Consider the following 15,827-nt stretch of genomic DNA (forward strand, 5'->3'; position numbering starts at 1 on the left):
ACCGCCGCATTGCCAACGGCTAGCTTTAACCGGACACGAGCGGAACCGGCGTTGCTGGCCGGCCGGGGAATTAGATGGGCGAGTTGTCGGGTTGTAACCGGCAGCTCGCCCCTCTTGTCAATAAACGTCGCGGACGTAGCGTTTGTCTTTTTTCAATCGGTTAACGTATTCGACGGCGTCTACCAATGTCATTTCGCCGTGTTCGCGGATCACGTCGTGCAAGGCTTGATCGACGTCCTTGGCCATTCGATAGGCGTCGCCGCAAACGAAGAAATAGCCGCCTTGTTCCAACCAGGCGAACAACTCGGCGCCGTGTTCCTTCATGCGATCCTGGACGTAAATCTTTTCCGCCTGATCGCGGGAAAAGGCCAGATCCAGCTTGGTCAGCAGACCGTTGCTTTGCATCGCCTCGATTTCGTCGCGGTAAATGAAATCGGTCGCGGCGTTACGGTCGCCGAAAAACAGCCAGTTCTTGCCGCTGGCCTTGCGGGCTTGGCGTTCTTGCAAGAAGGCGCGGAACGGGGCAATGCCGGTGCCGGGACCGACCATGATCATCGGCAAATTGTCATCGCTCGGAACTCGGAAATTGTTGTTGGGCGTGAAGAAGATCCGAACATCGCTGGTTTCATCGACTAAATCGGCCAAATAGGTGGAACAGACACCCTTGTGATGCCGGCCGTGGGCGTCGTAGCGCACACTGGCGACGGTCAGGTGGACGGCATCGGGATGTTGCTTGCTGCTCGACGAGATCGAGTAGGCTCGATGTTGCAACGGCTTTAGCAGGCGCAGAAATTCCGCGGCGGAAAATTCGACGCCTGGGAACTGCATCAGCAGATCCAGCGTGTCGCGACCCCACAGGTAATCGGCGAGTTTGTCCTTGTCGCCGGCTTGCAGCAGCGCGTTGAGTTCCTGATCGCCGGAGCGTTTGGCGATTTCCTCGATCAACTCCTTGCTTGGCGTTTTGATCTCGAAGTGAGTGCGCAATGCTTCCGAAAGCGTCATCAGTTCGCTGTTTACCGGTTCTTCCTCGGCGCCGCTGCAACCCAGGGCCTTGACCAGGTCGGCTACCAGTCGAGGGCAGTTGGTCGGTACCACGCACATTGCGTCGCCCGCCTCGTAATTCAGGCCGGAACCGGCGATCGATATTTCGTAGTGGCGGGTTTCCTTGGACGAGTCGCCGGCGGTTAACAAGCGATTAACCAACAGTTTGGCCGGGAACGGATTTTTGCGGTTGTATTGAGATTTGCTTGGCTGAGCCTCGGTATCGACAACCGCGACGGTTTCGGCGCCGTCGGCCATCAACGGAATCACTTCGCTAAGCCATTGTTCGGCGGGCGCTTCGAAATCGACGTCGCAATCGACCCGCTCGAACAAGCGGTTGGCTCCCAAGGCTTGCAGGCGTTCGTCCCAGTCCTTGCCGGCTTGGCAAAACAAATCGTAGCTGGTATCGCCCAGCGCCAACACCGCGTAATTGAGTTTTTCCAGGCGAGGGGCGCAGTCGCCGCTGGCGGCTTCCCAGAGCATTTCGGCGTTGTCTGGCATGGCGCCTTCGCCATAGGTGCTGGTGATGATCAATAGGTATTCGATATTTGCTAGTTGACCGATTTCGATTTCGTCCATGCCTTTAACGATGGGAACCAAACCGTGGCTTTTGGCGCGGGCGGCGGCGTCGTGAGCCAGGGATTCGGAATTGCCGGTCTGGCTGCCGAACAGAATATGTAAGTTGCGGGCGTTGGCGGAATTGACGCTGCCGGCGCTGTGAAGCATGTGGCTGTGCATGCCGGCGAAAAAACCGCTGAGCCAGGCACGTTGTGAGTCGGAGTAGGGGGCGTTTTCAGGGATAAAAGGTGATTTCATTTCTCTACCAACTTGGGACCGGCTTGCGCCGGTCCGGTCTCTATATAAATCAACGTAGCTTGGATCGAGTGGAACGCTACCCGGCGCAAAGGCGAGATAGCCGGACTGTGCGGCCTAGGTTAACCTGGTCCACTTCGATTTCGGTTACGCTGCCTCGCATTCCAGCATGTTTTGAACGATGGTCAGGCTTTCCAGGCTGGCCAGGTTTTTGTCGACCGAAGGTAAGTTGACCAATGCCGCGCGATTGACACGGTCTTGCTCGATGATCCAGGCAGTCGAACCGATCGAGTAGATGCTTTGTACATCGCGCAGCATCAGCGTGGTCTTGTAATCGTTCAGGCGCTTTGCCGCCATCAATGCCGCTAATTGACCGTCGTCGTATTGACTATAGGCCTCGCGGATATTTTTGATCAGCGCGTCTTGTAACTTGCGTGGCCGTTCCATCACCAGTTTGCGGGCCTGTTGATCGACCTGTGCCGGCGTGGCGGTTTGCCCTGCTTTTTGGAGCTGGTCTCGGGCGAGTTGTTGCGCCTTGTCGATGACAGCGTAGCTATTGATCAATTTCAAGGTCAATTCGCCGTCGGTTTCGCCGTAAGCGGGAATCGCGCCATCGAACAGGGCCTTATCAAGGGTGTAAGCCTGTTTGATTTGCTCGATTTGCTGCTGGGCGAGCGCGACCGATAATTCCTCGATCATGGCCTTGCGATCCATCGATTTACTGAGAAACTCAGCAGTTTGGGTGCGATTCAACCACAACGGCAGCGCGAATTTGAAGTGCTGGCGCTCGTTTGTCCAATTGTTCAGAATCGTTTTCGCTTTTTCCGAGCCGGTGTGTTCGATATGTTGTTCCAGCATGTACAGAACGAACTGTTCATGGCTGGCCGCGAGCTCACTGCCGTCGGTGAGGCCGTGGATAGACACGGACGTGGCGTCGTACAGGTCTTCCAGACGATTTTCCGGGTCGTATTGGTAGGCATTGCCGCCGGACATGCCGGTGCAGAAACCTTTGCCGAAGCCGCCTAAATTCAACACCGCGCCATTGATCATGTATTCGCAAGCGAAGTCGCCGACGCCTTCGACGACGGCCATCGCACCGGAGTTGCGCACCGCGAAGCGGTCGCCGGCCTCGCCGTTGATGAAGGTTTTGCCGCCGGATGCGCCGAATAACGCGAAATTGCCGATCAGCACGTTTTCGCCGGGCAGCTTAGACCCGCCACCGGGCGATTTGATGACGATAACTCCGCCGCACGCGGTTTTACCGACACCGTCGTTGCAGGTGCCGGTGTGTTCCATTCGCATGCCGTCGTTATTAAAGGCCGCATAGCTTTGGCCCGCGGAGCCGTGGGTACGGACGATGATCGTGTCGTCAGCTAGATAGCGGCGGCCGTGCTGGTTGGTGTAAACGATTTTGGAGGCGGCGACTTGCTCGGCGCTCATTTCGTAGGCCAAAAAGCGCTCCAGGTCGATCGCGGTTTGGCCGCCGACGGTTTTATTGCGGTTGTTGAGTTTGAACTCGTCACCTTCGATAACGACTTGCTTCAGACCTTGCTGGAACAACGCGGTTTTGACTTGCGGGAAAATGCGGTCGTCGATGGCAAAGTCTTTTTCCAGATAGACCGGTTGGGCTATTTTGACTTCGTGCACTTCCGCCAGCAATTTTTGCAGATGAATTTGACCAACCATGCTTGGGTGGTCGATCAAATGCAGCAATTCGGTTTTACCGCGAATTTCCTTCAGGCTGGTGTAGCCCAGGTCGGCGAGGATCTCGCGGACTTCGTGGGCCAAATTCATAAAGAATTGCGCCAACACGCGCGGATCGCCCTTGAATTCTTCGTGCGCGGTAGTCAGGCCGGCCGGGCAGCGAATGTTGCAGTTTTTCGCCATCACACAGCGCAACATCATCAGCGCGGTCGTGCCGAACTCGAAGGAGTCGCCGCCGAGTATCGCGGATTTGACCACATCGGCGCCATTTTGGTGGGCGGCGCTACAACGCAGGATCACTTTATCGCGCAGGCCGTTGACGGCCAGTGCTTGATGCACTTCGGCAATGCCGATTTCCGGCGAACGGCCGGTGTTTTTCAAGCTGGTGACCGCCGCCGCGCCGGTGCCGCCGGTATTGCCGGCGACGTTGATGACGTCGGCACCGGCTTTGGCGACGCCAACCGCGATGGTGCCTATGCCTTCCGACGACACCAGTTTAACGACCACGCGGACACGAGCGGCTTTGGCGTCGTGAATCAATTGACCCAAGTCTTCGATGGAGTAAGTGTCGTGGTGGGGTGGCGGGCTGACCAACTCGACTTTGGGGGTGCCGCCGCGCAGTGCGGCGATTTCGACCGACACTTTCGGCGCGGGCAATTGACCGCCTTCACCGGGTTTGGCGCCTTGGCCGATCTTGATTTCGATTTCTTCCAGATTAGGGTCTGCCAGATAGCCGGCCCAGACGCCAAAGCGGCCGGACGCGAACTGTTTGATTTTGCTGGAACGGAGGGTGCCGAAGCGGCTGGAATGTTCGCCGCCTTCGCCGGAGTTGCTCATGGCGCCGGCGATATTGGTGCCTTGGGCGACGGCTTCGTGAGCTTCGGCCAGTAAGGCGCCGTGACTCATCGCGCCGGAGGCGAACGTCGGAGTAATTTCGTGAGCCGGTTGGACTTGACTCAAATCCAGACGCTCGCGGGCAGTGCGGACGTTACTCAAATAGCGGTAGATCAAACTGTCGCCATCGTTGACCACTACTTTTAGCGTATCCGTTTCGATATTGATGCTGAAATCCTGGCTGGAGAAACGGGCTTTCAGATGTGCCGCTAGCGGTTCCAGACGGGTTTTACTGCTATTTTCAGTAAAATTAACATTGAAAACCGAATTATCTATTTGGTTGACTTTCAGGCCCCGAACCAGAAAATTGTTGTTGCCAAGCAGATTTTGGCTGCCCAACAGGCGATCGAATTCGGCTTGGGTGTCGGCGAGGCTGATGTCGACCGGAAACTCCATCACATCGCGTAACGCGGCGGGGCGATTGGCGCGTTCCAGCGTCAAATTGCGAGCGAAGCTGCGATACGCAGGGGTAATGCCGAAGGCGTCGATCTGCTCCGGCGTGCGTTTATCGTAGCCGAAATCGCGGTAAGCGGTGTCGCTCGCTTCGTTAGCCTGCTCCCGCGCTATATATAAAATAGGTTCGTCGGTCATCGCGATGTATTCGCGTACCGCGGTATTGCCGAAGGTGTGGCCGGCGCCGTCCTGACGTTCCTTGAACAGGCCCAGGAACGGAATGTCGTTCTCGCCTTGCACCGACAGCGCCTTGTGGTGCCATTCGGTGTTGCTGGCGGCGATGTCGGCGTAGCGCACGCCGCCGACAGACGAGTTGATGTTGGGGAAGTAGGCGTTCAGTTTCGGCTCGTCGGTGTCCAGATAGTTGGATTCGAAGAACTCGCCGCCAATGTAGCTTTCCACGGTGCACAATCCGAACTTGCCCATGGTTTTCATCAGCGATTTTTCGACGCCTTTCTGGAAGTTGTACAAGGCTTTCTTGCGGCCCGCCTCGTCGCCGTATTCGGTCATCACCCGGTTATGAACGCTTAGCGGACAAATCGCCGACGCTCCGAACCCCAGTATCGTCGCAACGTCGTGCGGGCTGGCGGCTTGACCGGTTTCCATGACGATAGACGAGTTGAAGCGCAAGCCTTGTTTGACCAAATGCTGATTGGCGGCGGCGATCATTAGTAGGGCTGGGATCGCTGCCTTGGTTTTGCCGATATTGGCATCGCTAAGGATGATGATGCCGGTGTGGTTGCGCGCGGCCTGTTCCGCTTGTTCGCACACCGCGAGCAGGGCTTGTTCCAGAGCCAGCTCGTTTTGGTCGGCATCGTCGAAATTCGGGGTGTACAGCGCGTCCAGGGTGACGGTTTTAACTTGGTTTTGCCGACGGATTTGCTCAAGCTGGGTGCGTTGCAGGATCGGCGAGTCGACCATCAATTGCTTGCTGGTCGGCGGCGCGAAGGTAGGTTTCGCACCCAGCGCGACGCGCAGGGTCATACCGTCGCTCTCGCGCAACGAATCCAACGGTGGGTTGGTGACTTGGGCGAAACGTTGGCTAAAATAGCGCGACATGCCGCCTTCGGCCGCGCTGAGCGCGTTCGGAGTCAGGCCGTAACCCATCGCGGACACTTTTTCCAAACCGGTTTGCAGTATCGGATCAAGCAGGAATTTGAAGCTTTCCTGATTCAGCGAATAGGCGGTATGGCGTTGATCAATGTTTAGTTCGTGGTCGTTGCCGATTTCGGACAATTCGACTTTCGGCAGTTCGTTCATGTGAACGCACCGCTGGGCCAACAGGGCTTTGTAATCTTTCTGTTTCGCCAGGCGTTCCATGACCTGATGGCTGTTGTACGACTCGCCGGTGCCGTGATCGAAATACAGCATCCCGCCGGCTTCGATCCGGCCGCGGCGCAGAACTTGTTCCGGCGGGAAATCGATCTGACCGGCCTCCGACATCACCGCCAAATATTCTTGGGTTTCCACCGAACGTAACGGGCGTAGCCCGAGACGGTCGAGGCGAGCGCCGACACGGACGCCGTCATTGAAGATCAGTGCCGCCGGACCGTCGTTTTTCTCTTCGTACAAGCTGAAATATTCCAGCATCGCGCGCACGTCATCGGACAAAGTAGGGTCGTTTTCCCAGGCTGGCGGCATCATCGCCAGAATCGCGGTGACGATGTCGAGTTCGTCTTCGTTGATGCGGCGAGTCAGGGTTTGGTCGAGGCGGCCGGAATCGGACTGGCCGCACGGAAATACGATGTGTTTGTTATTTTGCCGGGCAATGGCGTTTTCGCTGAGACGGTTTTTCTTGTCGGTATTCAACTCGCCGTTGTGGGCCATGTAGCGGAACGGCTGGGCCATCATCGTCGCCGGCGCGGTATTGGTCGAAAAGCGGGTGTGGAAAAACAGCGTGCTGATTTCGTGGTCGGCGTCGTATAGGTCGATAAAGTATGGGATAACTTCAAACGAATTCAGGCGGCCTTTGTAAACCTGGGTGCGCGAGCTCATCGATAGCGGATAAAATCCGCGCAATTCCGGGCGGCCGAAACCGTCGACTTCGATGGTCAGGAGCGCTTGCTGAATATGTTTTTCGAACAGCTCGTGGCTAGCATCCTTCAACGATGCGGGGCGGCCGAAAATCAGTTGTTTGATAGGTAGTTGAGCCTTGACAGAGGCTGTATTCAATACCGAATGGTCGACCGGCACCTCACGCCACTTGATGACCGGCAGATCGAATTCCTTCAGATGTTCTTCGACCAATTTTTGTGCTTCGGAATCGTAATGGGCGTGATCTTCCGGGAAGAAGAAGTTGGCGACGCCGAATTGACCCAGTTCCAGCGTTGCATCGCCGGTGACCTTGCGGAAAAACTTCAAAGACAGGTCGATATTCACGCCGGCGCCGTCGCCGATGCCCTCGGCGCTCATGCCGCCGCGATGCGGGATCGTGCATAAGGCCTCGTGTGACTTCAGCAATAACTCGTGAGTCTGTTTGCTATCCTTGCGCGTGATGAAGCCTACGCCGCAACTGTCTTGCGATAAGTCCGCGTCGTAGAGCATGAATGTGTTGTTTTTCTGGGCGTGTGTATTCATAGCTATCCAGATCCTGTCTTCCTGATTAATGAACCACCCGAAGTGGCCTGCCGGCAGGTTTATGGTTTTTAAATCGACCGCGTGATAGAGTCACTATATTTGAGAAGTTCGCTTTGCGCTAGTCGTCGCAACCAGTTCTCGTTGGCCAAGGTGGCTTTCGGTTGGTGAAACTTTCCAATGATACCATGCGCGCTAGAGCCTGTCATTCCTGGGGCCGGCCAAGCCGGCTTCAAATCCATTGCATAAACGGCAACACACTATAAAAAATGATGAAACAACAATACGATGTAGTAATTGTGGGTGGCGGAATGGTGGGTGCGGCGGTCGCCTGCTGTCTGGGCGGTAGCGCCTTGAAGGTGGCTCTGCTCGAAAACCGTTTGCCGGAACCGTTTGCGCCGGAACAACCGCACGATTTAAGAGTGTCGGCGTTGAGTATTGCGTCCAAAACCATACTCGAGATGGTGGGCGCTTGGCAGGGTATCGAGTCCAAGCGATGCTGCCCTTTTCAGCGCATGCGCGTTTGGGAAACAGCGGGCGACACCACCTTCAACAGTAAGGATATCAATGCGTCGGAGTTGGGTTACATTGTCGAAAATCGCGTCACGCAGTTGGCCTTGCTGGAGCGCTTGCCGGATTTCGCCAATATCGAGCTGCTCGCGCCGTGTTCGATCGAGGCTATCGACTATCTAGCCGGACGGACGGAATTGACGTTGGCCGATGGCGCCAAAATCGCCACAAACATGTTGGTCGGGGCCGACGGAGGTCATTCCAGGGTTAGGCAAGCGGTTGGGCTAGGGGTCACCAGTTGGGATTATAACCAGCATGCGCTGGTGATCTACGTCGAGACTCAATATCCCCAACAAGATATCACCTGGCAACGCTTTGTCCCGTCCGGACCGCAAGCTTTCCTGCCGCTGACCGGCCATTTTGCGTCTCTGGTTTGGTATAACTCGCCCGACGAAGTTAAGCGTTTGCAGGCATTGCCCGTCGAAGACTTGAAGCGCGAACTGACGGGAGCCTTCCCGGATTGTCTCGGGGAAATCCAGCGAGTGTTGGGTGTCGCCAGTTTTCCGTTACGGCGCCAACATGCACAGCATTACTTCAAGCAAGGCGTCGCCTTGGTGGGCGATGCCGCGCACATGATCAATCCCCTGGCGGGTCAAGGCGTCAATATCGGTTTGTTGGATGCCGCCGCGCTGGCCGAAGTGCTGATCGAAGTCGGCAAACAGGGCAAGGCGATCGGCGATTCGGCCGTATTGCAGCGCTATGAACGGATGCGCCGTAACGAAAATCTGAAAATGATGACGGTGATGGATGTGTTTTATCAATCGTTTAGCAACGACATCTTGCCTTTAAAGGTTTTACGTAATTTGGGCCTCGGGTTGGCGCAACGTATCTCTCCGGCTCGGAATAAGGTGATGAGGGCGGCGATGGGATTGGAAGGTCGGCTGCCAAAATTGGCTCGCGGCGAACGTTTGTTATTGGGTTAGCGCATTTAGCCGCTCAGTAGTTGCAGTATGGTATCGCGCAACGCTTGTCGCTGGTGCTGATCGGTAATGGGCGTGCCGTCCAGTGCGCTAATGTAAAACATATCCTCGGCTCGGCTGCCTATTGTGGTGATTTTCGCGTCGTGCAGCTGGATGTTTTGTTCGGTAAAGGCGCGGCCGATCGTCGACAACAAACCGGCTCTGTCGGTTGTTACCAATTCCAGTATCGTATGTTTATGCGACGGATTTTCCAGATAGGTCAGCGTGGTTTTGATTGGGAAATGCTTGGCTTGCCGCGATTGCTTGTGGATGTTTTTAGATGATTTGACGGTCTTGGTTAGCAGTCCGTGACGTAATGATGTGCAGATATGCACCTCCCGGTGCAAATCGGTAATCGGTTTGCCGGACTGTTCCAAGACTTGAAAGCTGTTCAGGACGTATTGGTCGGCGGTCGTGATGATCCGCGCGTCGAGGATGGTGAGGCCTAATTGATCGAGCGTCGCGGTGCAGATCGAAAAAATCTGAACTTCGTTGCGGGCGTACACGAAGATTTCCGCGCTGCCGCGCAGGGTTTGCGGGCGCAACAGCACCAGGGGCAATTCGTGGTCGTGGCAGGCGGCAATCGCGACCGTATGCCAAGCGATTTCGTCGCCGGAGTATCGTAAAAAATAATCGTCGCTGACGTGTTGCCAAGAACGTTCTATCGATGTCGGCGATAAACCGAGCTTTATCAATTCCTCTCGGGCTTCCTTGCGGTTTTCCTCAAGGCGTTCCGATCTGGCCATCGGATTGAGCAGACCGCGATGCAGCGCCTGATGTGTCGAAATATACAGTTCTTTTAGTAACGCGTCTTTCCAGGCATTCCAAAGGCTGGGATTGGTCGCCCTAATGTCGGCTACCGTCAGCAGATACAGGTAGTTCAGATATTCGATGCTGCCGACATGCAGCGCGAAGTCGTGAATGATGTCGGGATCGCTGATGTCCTTGCGCTGCGCGGTCATGGACATCAGCAAATGGTTGCGAACCAGCCAAGTGATGATCTTGGTGTCTGAGCTGGGCAGCTCGTGCTGTTGGCAAAACTGGCGGGCGATGGTTTCACCCAATGTCGAATGGTCTCCGCCGCGACCTTTGGCGATGTCGTGAAACAACGCGGCGATATACAAAATTTCCGGCTTGGAAATCAGCAGGAAGATATTGTTGCAAAACGGTAATTCCTTGTTGTGCTTGGCCAGCGAAAAGCGGCGCAGGTTACGAATCACGAACAGCGTATGCTCGTCGACCGTGTAGATATGAAACAAGTCGTACTGCATGCGGGCAACAATATTGGCGAAGTCCGGCAAGTAGGCCGCCAGTATCCCATAGCGGTTCATGCGCTTGAGCTGGTGGGTGATGCCGCGCGGTTGTCGCAGTATGTCCATAAACAAACGGTTGGCGCGCTTGTTTTGCCGGAATTCTTCGTCGATCAAGGGCAAGCTTTTTCGGATTAACCGTATCGTACTGGCGCGGATACCTTTTAGCGACGGCGATTGTTGCAAAATCAAGAATATTTCCAGTAACGCCAGCGGTTGTTTTTGAAAAACATCTTTGTTGGAGGCCTCCAGGTAGCCGTCGATCGACGAAAAATTCGCGGTAATCGGGATCGGATTCAAGCTTTCCTTGTTGCTGATCAGTTTTTCGTTGAGCAATTGCAACAGCATTTCGTTGAGTCGCTCGATATCGACGACGGTCTTGAAGAAAAATTGCATGAATTGCTCGACATCCGGCTGGTCGTTCGCGTCGACATAGCCGAGTTGGGCGGCGAGCTCGCGTTGATAATCGAACAGCAAACGGTCTTCGCAGCGGCCGGTCAGGTTGTGCAGCGCAAATCGCAAACGCCAGAGTATGTCGCGGGCAGTGATCAGATTGTCGTATTCGGATTTGGGTAGAAAGCCGTATTTGATGAGTTCGCGTAGCGACGCGGCTTTGTAGTGGTGTTTGAATACCCAACTGATGACTTGCAGATCCCGCAGGCCTCCGGGGCCTTCCTTGATGTTGGGTTCAAGATTGTAAGCGGTGTCGTGAAACTTGGCGTAGCGGCGTTCTTGTTCGCTGAGTTTGGCCGGAAAGAATTTTTCGGACGGCCAGAGCGTGTCGGAATTTACTTGCTGTTTCAAGGTTTCGAATAACGTTGTGCTGCCGGCGATCAGACGCATCTCCAGCAAGCTGGTAAACACGGTTTGGTCGGCTGCCGCGGCTTGTAGACATTCGGCAACGCTGCGGGTGCTTAGTCCGGGTTTTAGGCCAATGTCCCAAAGGAAGTTGGCAAACCCGGCGACGGCTTCCCGATAATCTTCGGCACAAGCAGGGTCCAGTAGTACCAATATATCGATGTCTGAGTAGGGGAACAGTTCGCCGCGCCCGTAACCGCCGGTCGCCACCAAGCCGTGGTGAGTATCGCAAGCTCCCATGAAGTGCTTCCAGCAGGCTTGCAGCAAGTTGTCGATGAAATGGGCTTTCTCGGTCAGTAGTCCGGTGGTTGCTTTGTCGGGATTGAAGCGAAGCTTTAAATGTGCGTTTTCCTTGGCGATGGCGCTTTTGAACGAGGCAACCGGATTCTCTTCGCCGAAACAACTCAGAAAGTCGTTTTCGGAAAACCACATGCCTTTCACAGCTCTTCTTGCCTCAGGGTGAGTATTTCGTGGCCGGTTTCGGTGACCAGAATCGTGTGTTCCCATTGTGCTGAAAGGCTGTGATCCTTGGTAACCGCGGTCCAGCCGTCACCGAGGATTTTCATGTGGCGCTTGCCGAGGTTGATCATCGGCTCTATCGTGAAAATCATGCCTGGCTCGAACATCGCACCTTCGCCCTGCTTACCGAAATGCATGACGTGGGGTTCTTCGTGAAATTGTTTGCCGATGCCGTGCCCGCAGAACTCTCTGACCACCGAATAACGATGGGCCTCCGCATGTTTTTGAATCGAATGCCCAATGTCTCCAAAATGCTTGCCGGGGCGGACTTCGGCAATCCCCAGCATCAGGCATTCGCGCGTGACGTCCACCAGGCGCTTGGCGTGCGGGCTGACATCGCCGATGCAAAACATTTTGCTGGTGTCGCCATGGTAGCCATCCTTGATGACCGTGATATCGACATTGACGATGTCACCGTTTTTTAGTTTCTTTTCGCTCGGAATGCCGTGGCAGATTTGGTGATTGACCGACGTGCAGATCGATTTCGGAAAGCCGCGATAATTCAGTGGTGCCGGTACGGCGTGTTGAACGTCCACGATGTAATCATGGCAAATTTTATCGAGCGCTTCGGTGGTCACGCCGGCAACGACATGCGGTGCAATCATTTCCAGTACTTCGGCGGCTAATTTTCCGGCCACGCGCATTTTGGCGATTTCGTCGGCGTTCTTAATGCTGATAGTCATTCGAGGGTTGTAATGGTTGAAAAAACAAGGAGCTGCGCCGGATCGCATCGCGGAGTGCGCCGCTAAGGCAGCGCAGTCTAGCAGGTTTAAGCTTGTTGGGAAAACGCGATCATGGTATAAAGGTAAGTTCACCAAGTAACCAATACTCACACTTATCGACACGATCGGTGGGGTGCTCGCCTTTTTAGAAAAGTCGGGTCACCGGTCGGGATCAGTGGAGGCGTAACCCAACGCCGAATTATTCGGCAATTTTAGGAGAAGTAAATGGCAGCAGTGTCAATGCGTCAAATGCTGGAAGCGGGTGTGCACTTCGGTCACCAAACCCGTTACTGGAACCCCAAAATGGCTTCATATTTGTTTGGAGCTCGTAACAAAATTCATATCATCAATCTGGAACACACCTTGCCGTTGTTCAACGATGCGATGAACTATTTAGGTCAAATGACCGCTAATAAAGGTACCATATTGTTCGTGGGTACCAAAAAAGCTGCCCGTAAAGTCGTGGCTGAAGAAGCGGCGCGTTGCGGCATGCCTTATGTCAACCATCGGTGGTTGGGCGGCATGTTGACCAACTTCAAGACCATTAAGAAATCGATCAATCGCTTGAAGGAACTGGAAGCGATGAAAGCCGACGGCACACTGTATCAACGCTTCAGCAAAAAAGAAGCCCTGGGCATGGAGCGCGAGCTGGATAAACTGGAGCGTAGCTTGGGCGGTATTAAGGATATGCGCGGCATACCCGATGCGATTTTTGTTTTGGATGTCGGATACGAAAAAAATGCCATTATGGAAGCCAAGAAATTGGGCATTCCAGTGGTTGGCGTTGTCGATTCGAACAACTCTCCAGACAACATTGATTACGTCATTCCCGGTAATGACGACTCGATACGCGCCGTTACCCTGTATTGCCAAAGTGCGGCCGCGGCGATTTTGGAAGCTAAAGCCTTGCGGATGGATGCCGGCGGCAAGTCCGACGACTTCGTCGAAGAAGTCGTAGCGGAAGCGTAAGCAAACTTTCGATAGTGTCCGGCCCTGTCGCCGGACCCTCCCGGGTGCTTGATTTGCGTCCGGTACCGTATGTCTTTTAAACGCCTCCTTAGTGAGGCGTTTTTTTAGTTAATAAACTTGAGGAAATAACGATGAGTATAAGTGCGGCGATGGTCAAGGAACTGCGTGAGCGTACCGGTTCCGGCATGATGGAATGCAAGAAGGCCCTGGTCGAGGCCAACGGCGATATGGAATTGGCAGTCGAAAACATGCGTAAGGCAGGTTTGGCCAAGGCCGATAAAAAGTCCGGCCGTATCGCGGCCGAAGGCATTATCGGCGTCAAAGTCTCCGAAGACGGCAAAACCGTGGTGATGGCCGACGTCAACTGCGAAACCGATTTCGTGGCCAAGGGTGAAGACTTTATCGGATTCACCAGCGATGTGGTCAACAGCTTGCTGAACAGCAATGTCAATAGCGACGAAGATTTGCAAGCCATGTTGTTGAGTACGGGCGTCAGCTTGGACGAAACCCGGCGGGCATTGATCGCCAAAATTGGCGAAAACATCACCGTGCGCCGTTTTGTCAAATACACCACCACCGATGGCGGTCAAGCGGCTTATCTGCACGGTAGCAAAATCGGCGTTATCGTCGAGTTGGCAAAAGCGGATGCCGAATTGGGAAAAGACATTGCGATGCACATTGCCGCCAGCAAGCCGATTTGCATTTCCGCCGATCAAGTTGCACAGGAAACCCTTGAAAAAGAGAAAGAAATTTTCTTGGCGCAGCAAGAAGAGAAAATCAAAGGTAAGCCGGCGGACATCGTGGAAAAAATGGTTTCAGGTCGCATTAACAAGTTTTTGTCGGAAATTACGTTGCAAGGCCAAGCCTTTATTAAGGACGACAGCAAATCCGTCGGCCAACTTTTGAAAGAGAAAGGCAATTCGGCGGTACGCTTCGCTCGTTTCGAAGTTGGCGAAGGCATCGAGAAGAAAGAAGAAGATTTCGCGGCCGAGGTTATGGCGCAAGTTAGAGGCTAGGCCGCGCCGAGGCGGAAACCGGCACCGAGCCAAGAACGGTTTCCGCCCGAACTTACGCTTAGTTCGCGCGTCGAGGGGACTCGACGCGGTTATGTTCTACAATTCGTTGCTTTAACTGAAACTCCCGACGGACGTTCGATTATGAATCAAATGATTTGCCAAAGAATTTTGCTGAAGTTGAGCGGCGAAGCCCTAATGAGCGAGAAGGGCGGCAGTATCGATCCGGATATCGTCCAACGCTTAGCCCTCGAAGTGAAGGATTTATGCGACGCCGGCGTGCAAGTGGGGCTGGTAATTGGCGGCGGCAATATTCTGCGCGGCGGCGAAAAGGCGTCGGAATCCCTGAATCGGGTGACCGGCGATCAAATGGGTATGTTGGCAACCGTGATCAATGCCTTGGCGATGCAGGACGCTCTTGAATACCTGGGTCAGCCGGTGCGGGTGATGACGGCGTTGAAAATTAATCAGGTCTGCGAGGATTACATCCGGCGCCGGGCCGTGCGTCACCTTGAAAAAGGCCGGGTGGCGATTTTCGCGGCCGGTACCGGCAACCCGTTTTTTACCACCGATACCGCGGCCAGTCTGCGCGCGATCGAAATCGACGCCGATTTGATGATCAAGGCGACCAAGGTCAAGGGTGTGTATTCCGCCGATCCCAACAAGGTGGCCGATGCGGTTTTTTACCCGCGTTTGACCTACGACGAAGCCATAGACCAGCGTTTGAACGTGATGGATACCACGGCTTTGGTCTTATGCCGGGACAACAATTTACCCATGCGGGTCATGAATGTTTTTGAGCCGGGAGCGGTGATGCGCCTGATGCGCGGCGAAGACATCGGCTCTCTAATCGTGAGGAATTAATAACAATGATCAGCGATATTCAACAAGATGCCGCGAGCCGAATGGTGAAGAGCATAGAGGCTTTGCAGAAAGCCTTCAGTAAAATTCGGACCGGGCGGGCGCATCCCAGCCTGCTGGATCAAATCAGCGTGTCTTATTACGGTTCGGAATCGCCGCTATCCCAAGTGGCCAACGTTACCGTCGAAGACGCGCGTACCCTGAAAGTCGTACCCTGGGAAAAAAGCATGGTCGGCGCTATTGAAAAAGCCATATTGTCGTCTGGATTGGGATTGAATCCCGCCACTCAAGGTACGGTGATACGCTTGCCGTTGCCGGCCCTGACCGAAGAACGCCGCCGCGATCTGGTGAAGATCGTCAAAAACGAAGCCGAACAAGGACGGGTGGCGATACGCAACATCCGTCGAGACGCCAATGCGGCGGTCAAGGACGCGTTGAAGGAAAAGCTGATTTCGGAGGATGACGCTCGTCAGGCCGAAGATAAAATTCAAAAGCTCACCGATCAATACATCAAGGAAGTGGAAAAGCATCTTGAAGAGAAAGAAGCCGACCTGCTTTCGATGTAAT

Annotated in this window: 9 protein-coding genes; 5 read left to right on the forward strand and 4 right to left on the reverse strand. The window is 54.6% G+C overall.

Going from position 1 to position 15,827, the window contains the following annotated elements; translation table 11 throughout:
• Positions 1-117: 117 nt before the first annotated feature.
• Together BJL95_RS05995 and BJL95_RS06000 are read right to left on the reverse strand one after the other, a co-directional pair.
• The gene (locus BJL95_RS05995; protein ID WP_071156271.1) at positions 118-1,857 is read right to left on the reverse strand and encodes a sulfite reductase subunit alpha; all 1,740 of its coding nucleotides are present in this window, start codon (positions 1,855-1,857) and stop codon (positions 118-120) included.
• Positions 1,858-2,001: 144 nt separating this feature from the next.
• Complete coding sequence (locus tag BJL95_RS06000; RefSeq protein WP_071156273.1) at positions 2,002-7,482, reverse strand: glutamate synthase-related protein; 5,481 nt, start codon at positions 7,480-7,482, stop codon at positions 2,002-2,004.
• A 269-nt stretch (positions 7,483-7,751) separates the two neighbouring features.
• Here BJL95_RS06000 and BJL95_RS06005 point away from each other — a divergent pair, with 269 nt between their 5' ends.
• A complete protein-coding gene (locus BJL95_RS06005) occupies positions 7,752-8,972 on the forward strand; it encodes an FAD-dependent monooxygenase (RefSeq protein ID WP_071157002.1) in 1,221 nt (406 codons plus the stop codon).
• 5 nt (positions 8,973-8,977) lie between these two features.
• Here the strand turns inward: BJL95_RS06005 and glnD are convergent, their stop codons facing one another.
• A complete protein-coding gene (gene glnD, locus BJL95_RS06010) occupies positions 8,978-11,608 on the reverse strand; it encodes a [protein-PII] uridylyltransferase (RefSeq protein ID WP_071156275.1) in 2,631 nt (876 codons plus the stop codon).
• Positions 11,609-11,613: 5 nt separating this feature from the next.
• Positions 11,614-12,426, reverse strand: a complete 813-nt coding sequence (gene map, locus BJL95_RS06015; RefSeq protein WP_083385702.1) for a type I methionyl aminopeptidase — start codon at positions 12,424-12,426, stop codon at positions 11,614-11,616.
• Between the two features lie 216 nt (positions 12,427-12,642).
• On the opposite strand from map, the gene rpsB reads away from it, so the two are divergent.
• From rpsB to frr, 4 genes are all read left to right on the forward strand, one after another.
• Positions 12,643-13,386: a 30S ribosomal protein S2 gene (rpsB, locus tag BJL95_RS06020; protein ID WP_064030535.1), complete on the forward strand. Its 744-nt coding sequence runs from the start codon at positions 12,643-12,645 to the stop codon at positions 13,384-13,386.
• Between the two features lie 131 nt (positions 13,387-13,517).
• Positions 13,518-14,402 carry a translation elongation factor Ts gene (tsf, locus tag BJL95_RS06025; protein ID WP_064030537.1) on the forward strand — a complete coding sequence of 295 codons (885 nt, stop codon included), beginning with the start codon at positions 13,518-13,520 and terminating at the stop codon, positions 14,400-14,402.
• Positions 14,403-14,543: 141 nt separating this feature from the next.
• Positions 14,544-15,263 carry a UMP kinase gene (gene pyrH / locus BJL95_RS06030; RefSeq protein WP_064030539.1) on the forward strand — a complete coding sequence of 240 codons (720 nt, stop codon included), beginning with the start codon at positions 14,544-14,546 and terminating at the stop codon, positions 15,261-15,263.
• Positions 15,264-15,268: 5 nt separating this feature from the next.
• Positions 15,269-15,826, forward strand: a complete 558-nt coding sequence (gene frr, locus BJL95_RS06035) for a ribosome recycling factor (protein WP_064030541.1) — start codon at positions 15,269-15,271, stop codon at positions 15,824-15,826.
• Position 15,827: the final 1 nt, after the last annotated feature.

It is taken from the genome of Methylomonas sp. LWB (assembly GCF_001856095.1).
GTDB classification, from domain to species: domain Bacteria; phylum Pseudomonadota; class Gammaproteobacteria; order Methylococcales; family Methylomonadaceae; genus Methylomonas; species Methylomonas koyamae_A.

What these genes read in the sequence shown, in the direction of transcription:
- tsf (WP_064030537.1), top strand. Translation starts at nt 13,518, where the DNA reads ATGAGTATAAGTGCGGCGATGGTCAAGGAACTGCGTGAGCGTACCGGT.
- BJL95_RS06000 (WP_071156273.1), bottom strand. Translation starts at nt 7,482, where the DNA reads ATGAATACACACGCCCAGAAAAACAACACATTCATGCTCTACGACGCG.
- glnD (WP_071156275.1), bottom strand. Translation starts at nt 11,608, where the DNA reads ATGTGGTTTTCCGAAAACGACTTTCTGAGTTGTTTCGGCGAAGAGAAT.
- BJL95_RS06005 (WP_071157002.1), top strand. Translation starts at nt 7,752, where the DNA reads ATGAAACAACAATACGATGTAGTAATTGTGGGTGGCGGAATGGTGGGT.
- pyrH (WP_064030539.1), top strand. Translation starts at nt 14,544, where the DNA reads ATGAATCAAATGATTTGCCAAAGAATTTTGCTGAAGTTGAGCGGCGAA.
- frr (WP_064030541.1), top strand. Translation starts at nt 15,269, where the DNA reads ATGATCAGCGATATTCAACAAGATGCCGCGAGCCGAATGGTGAAGAGC.
- map (WP_083385702.1), bottom strand. Translation starts at nt 12,426, where the DNA reads ATGCGATCCGGCGCAGCTCCTTGTTTTTTCAACCATTACAACCCTCGA.
- BJL95_RS05995 (WP_071156271.1), bottom strand. Translation starts at nt 1,857, where the DNA reads ATGAAATCACCTTTTATCCCTGAAAACGCCCCCTACTCCGACTCACAA.
- rpsB (WP_064030535.1), top strand. Translation starts at nt 12,643, where the DNA reads ATGGCAGCAGTGTCAATGCGTCAAATGCTGGAAGCGGGTGTGCACTTC.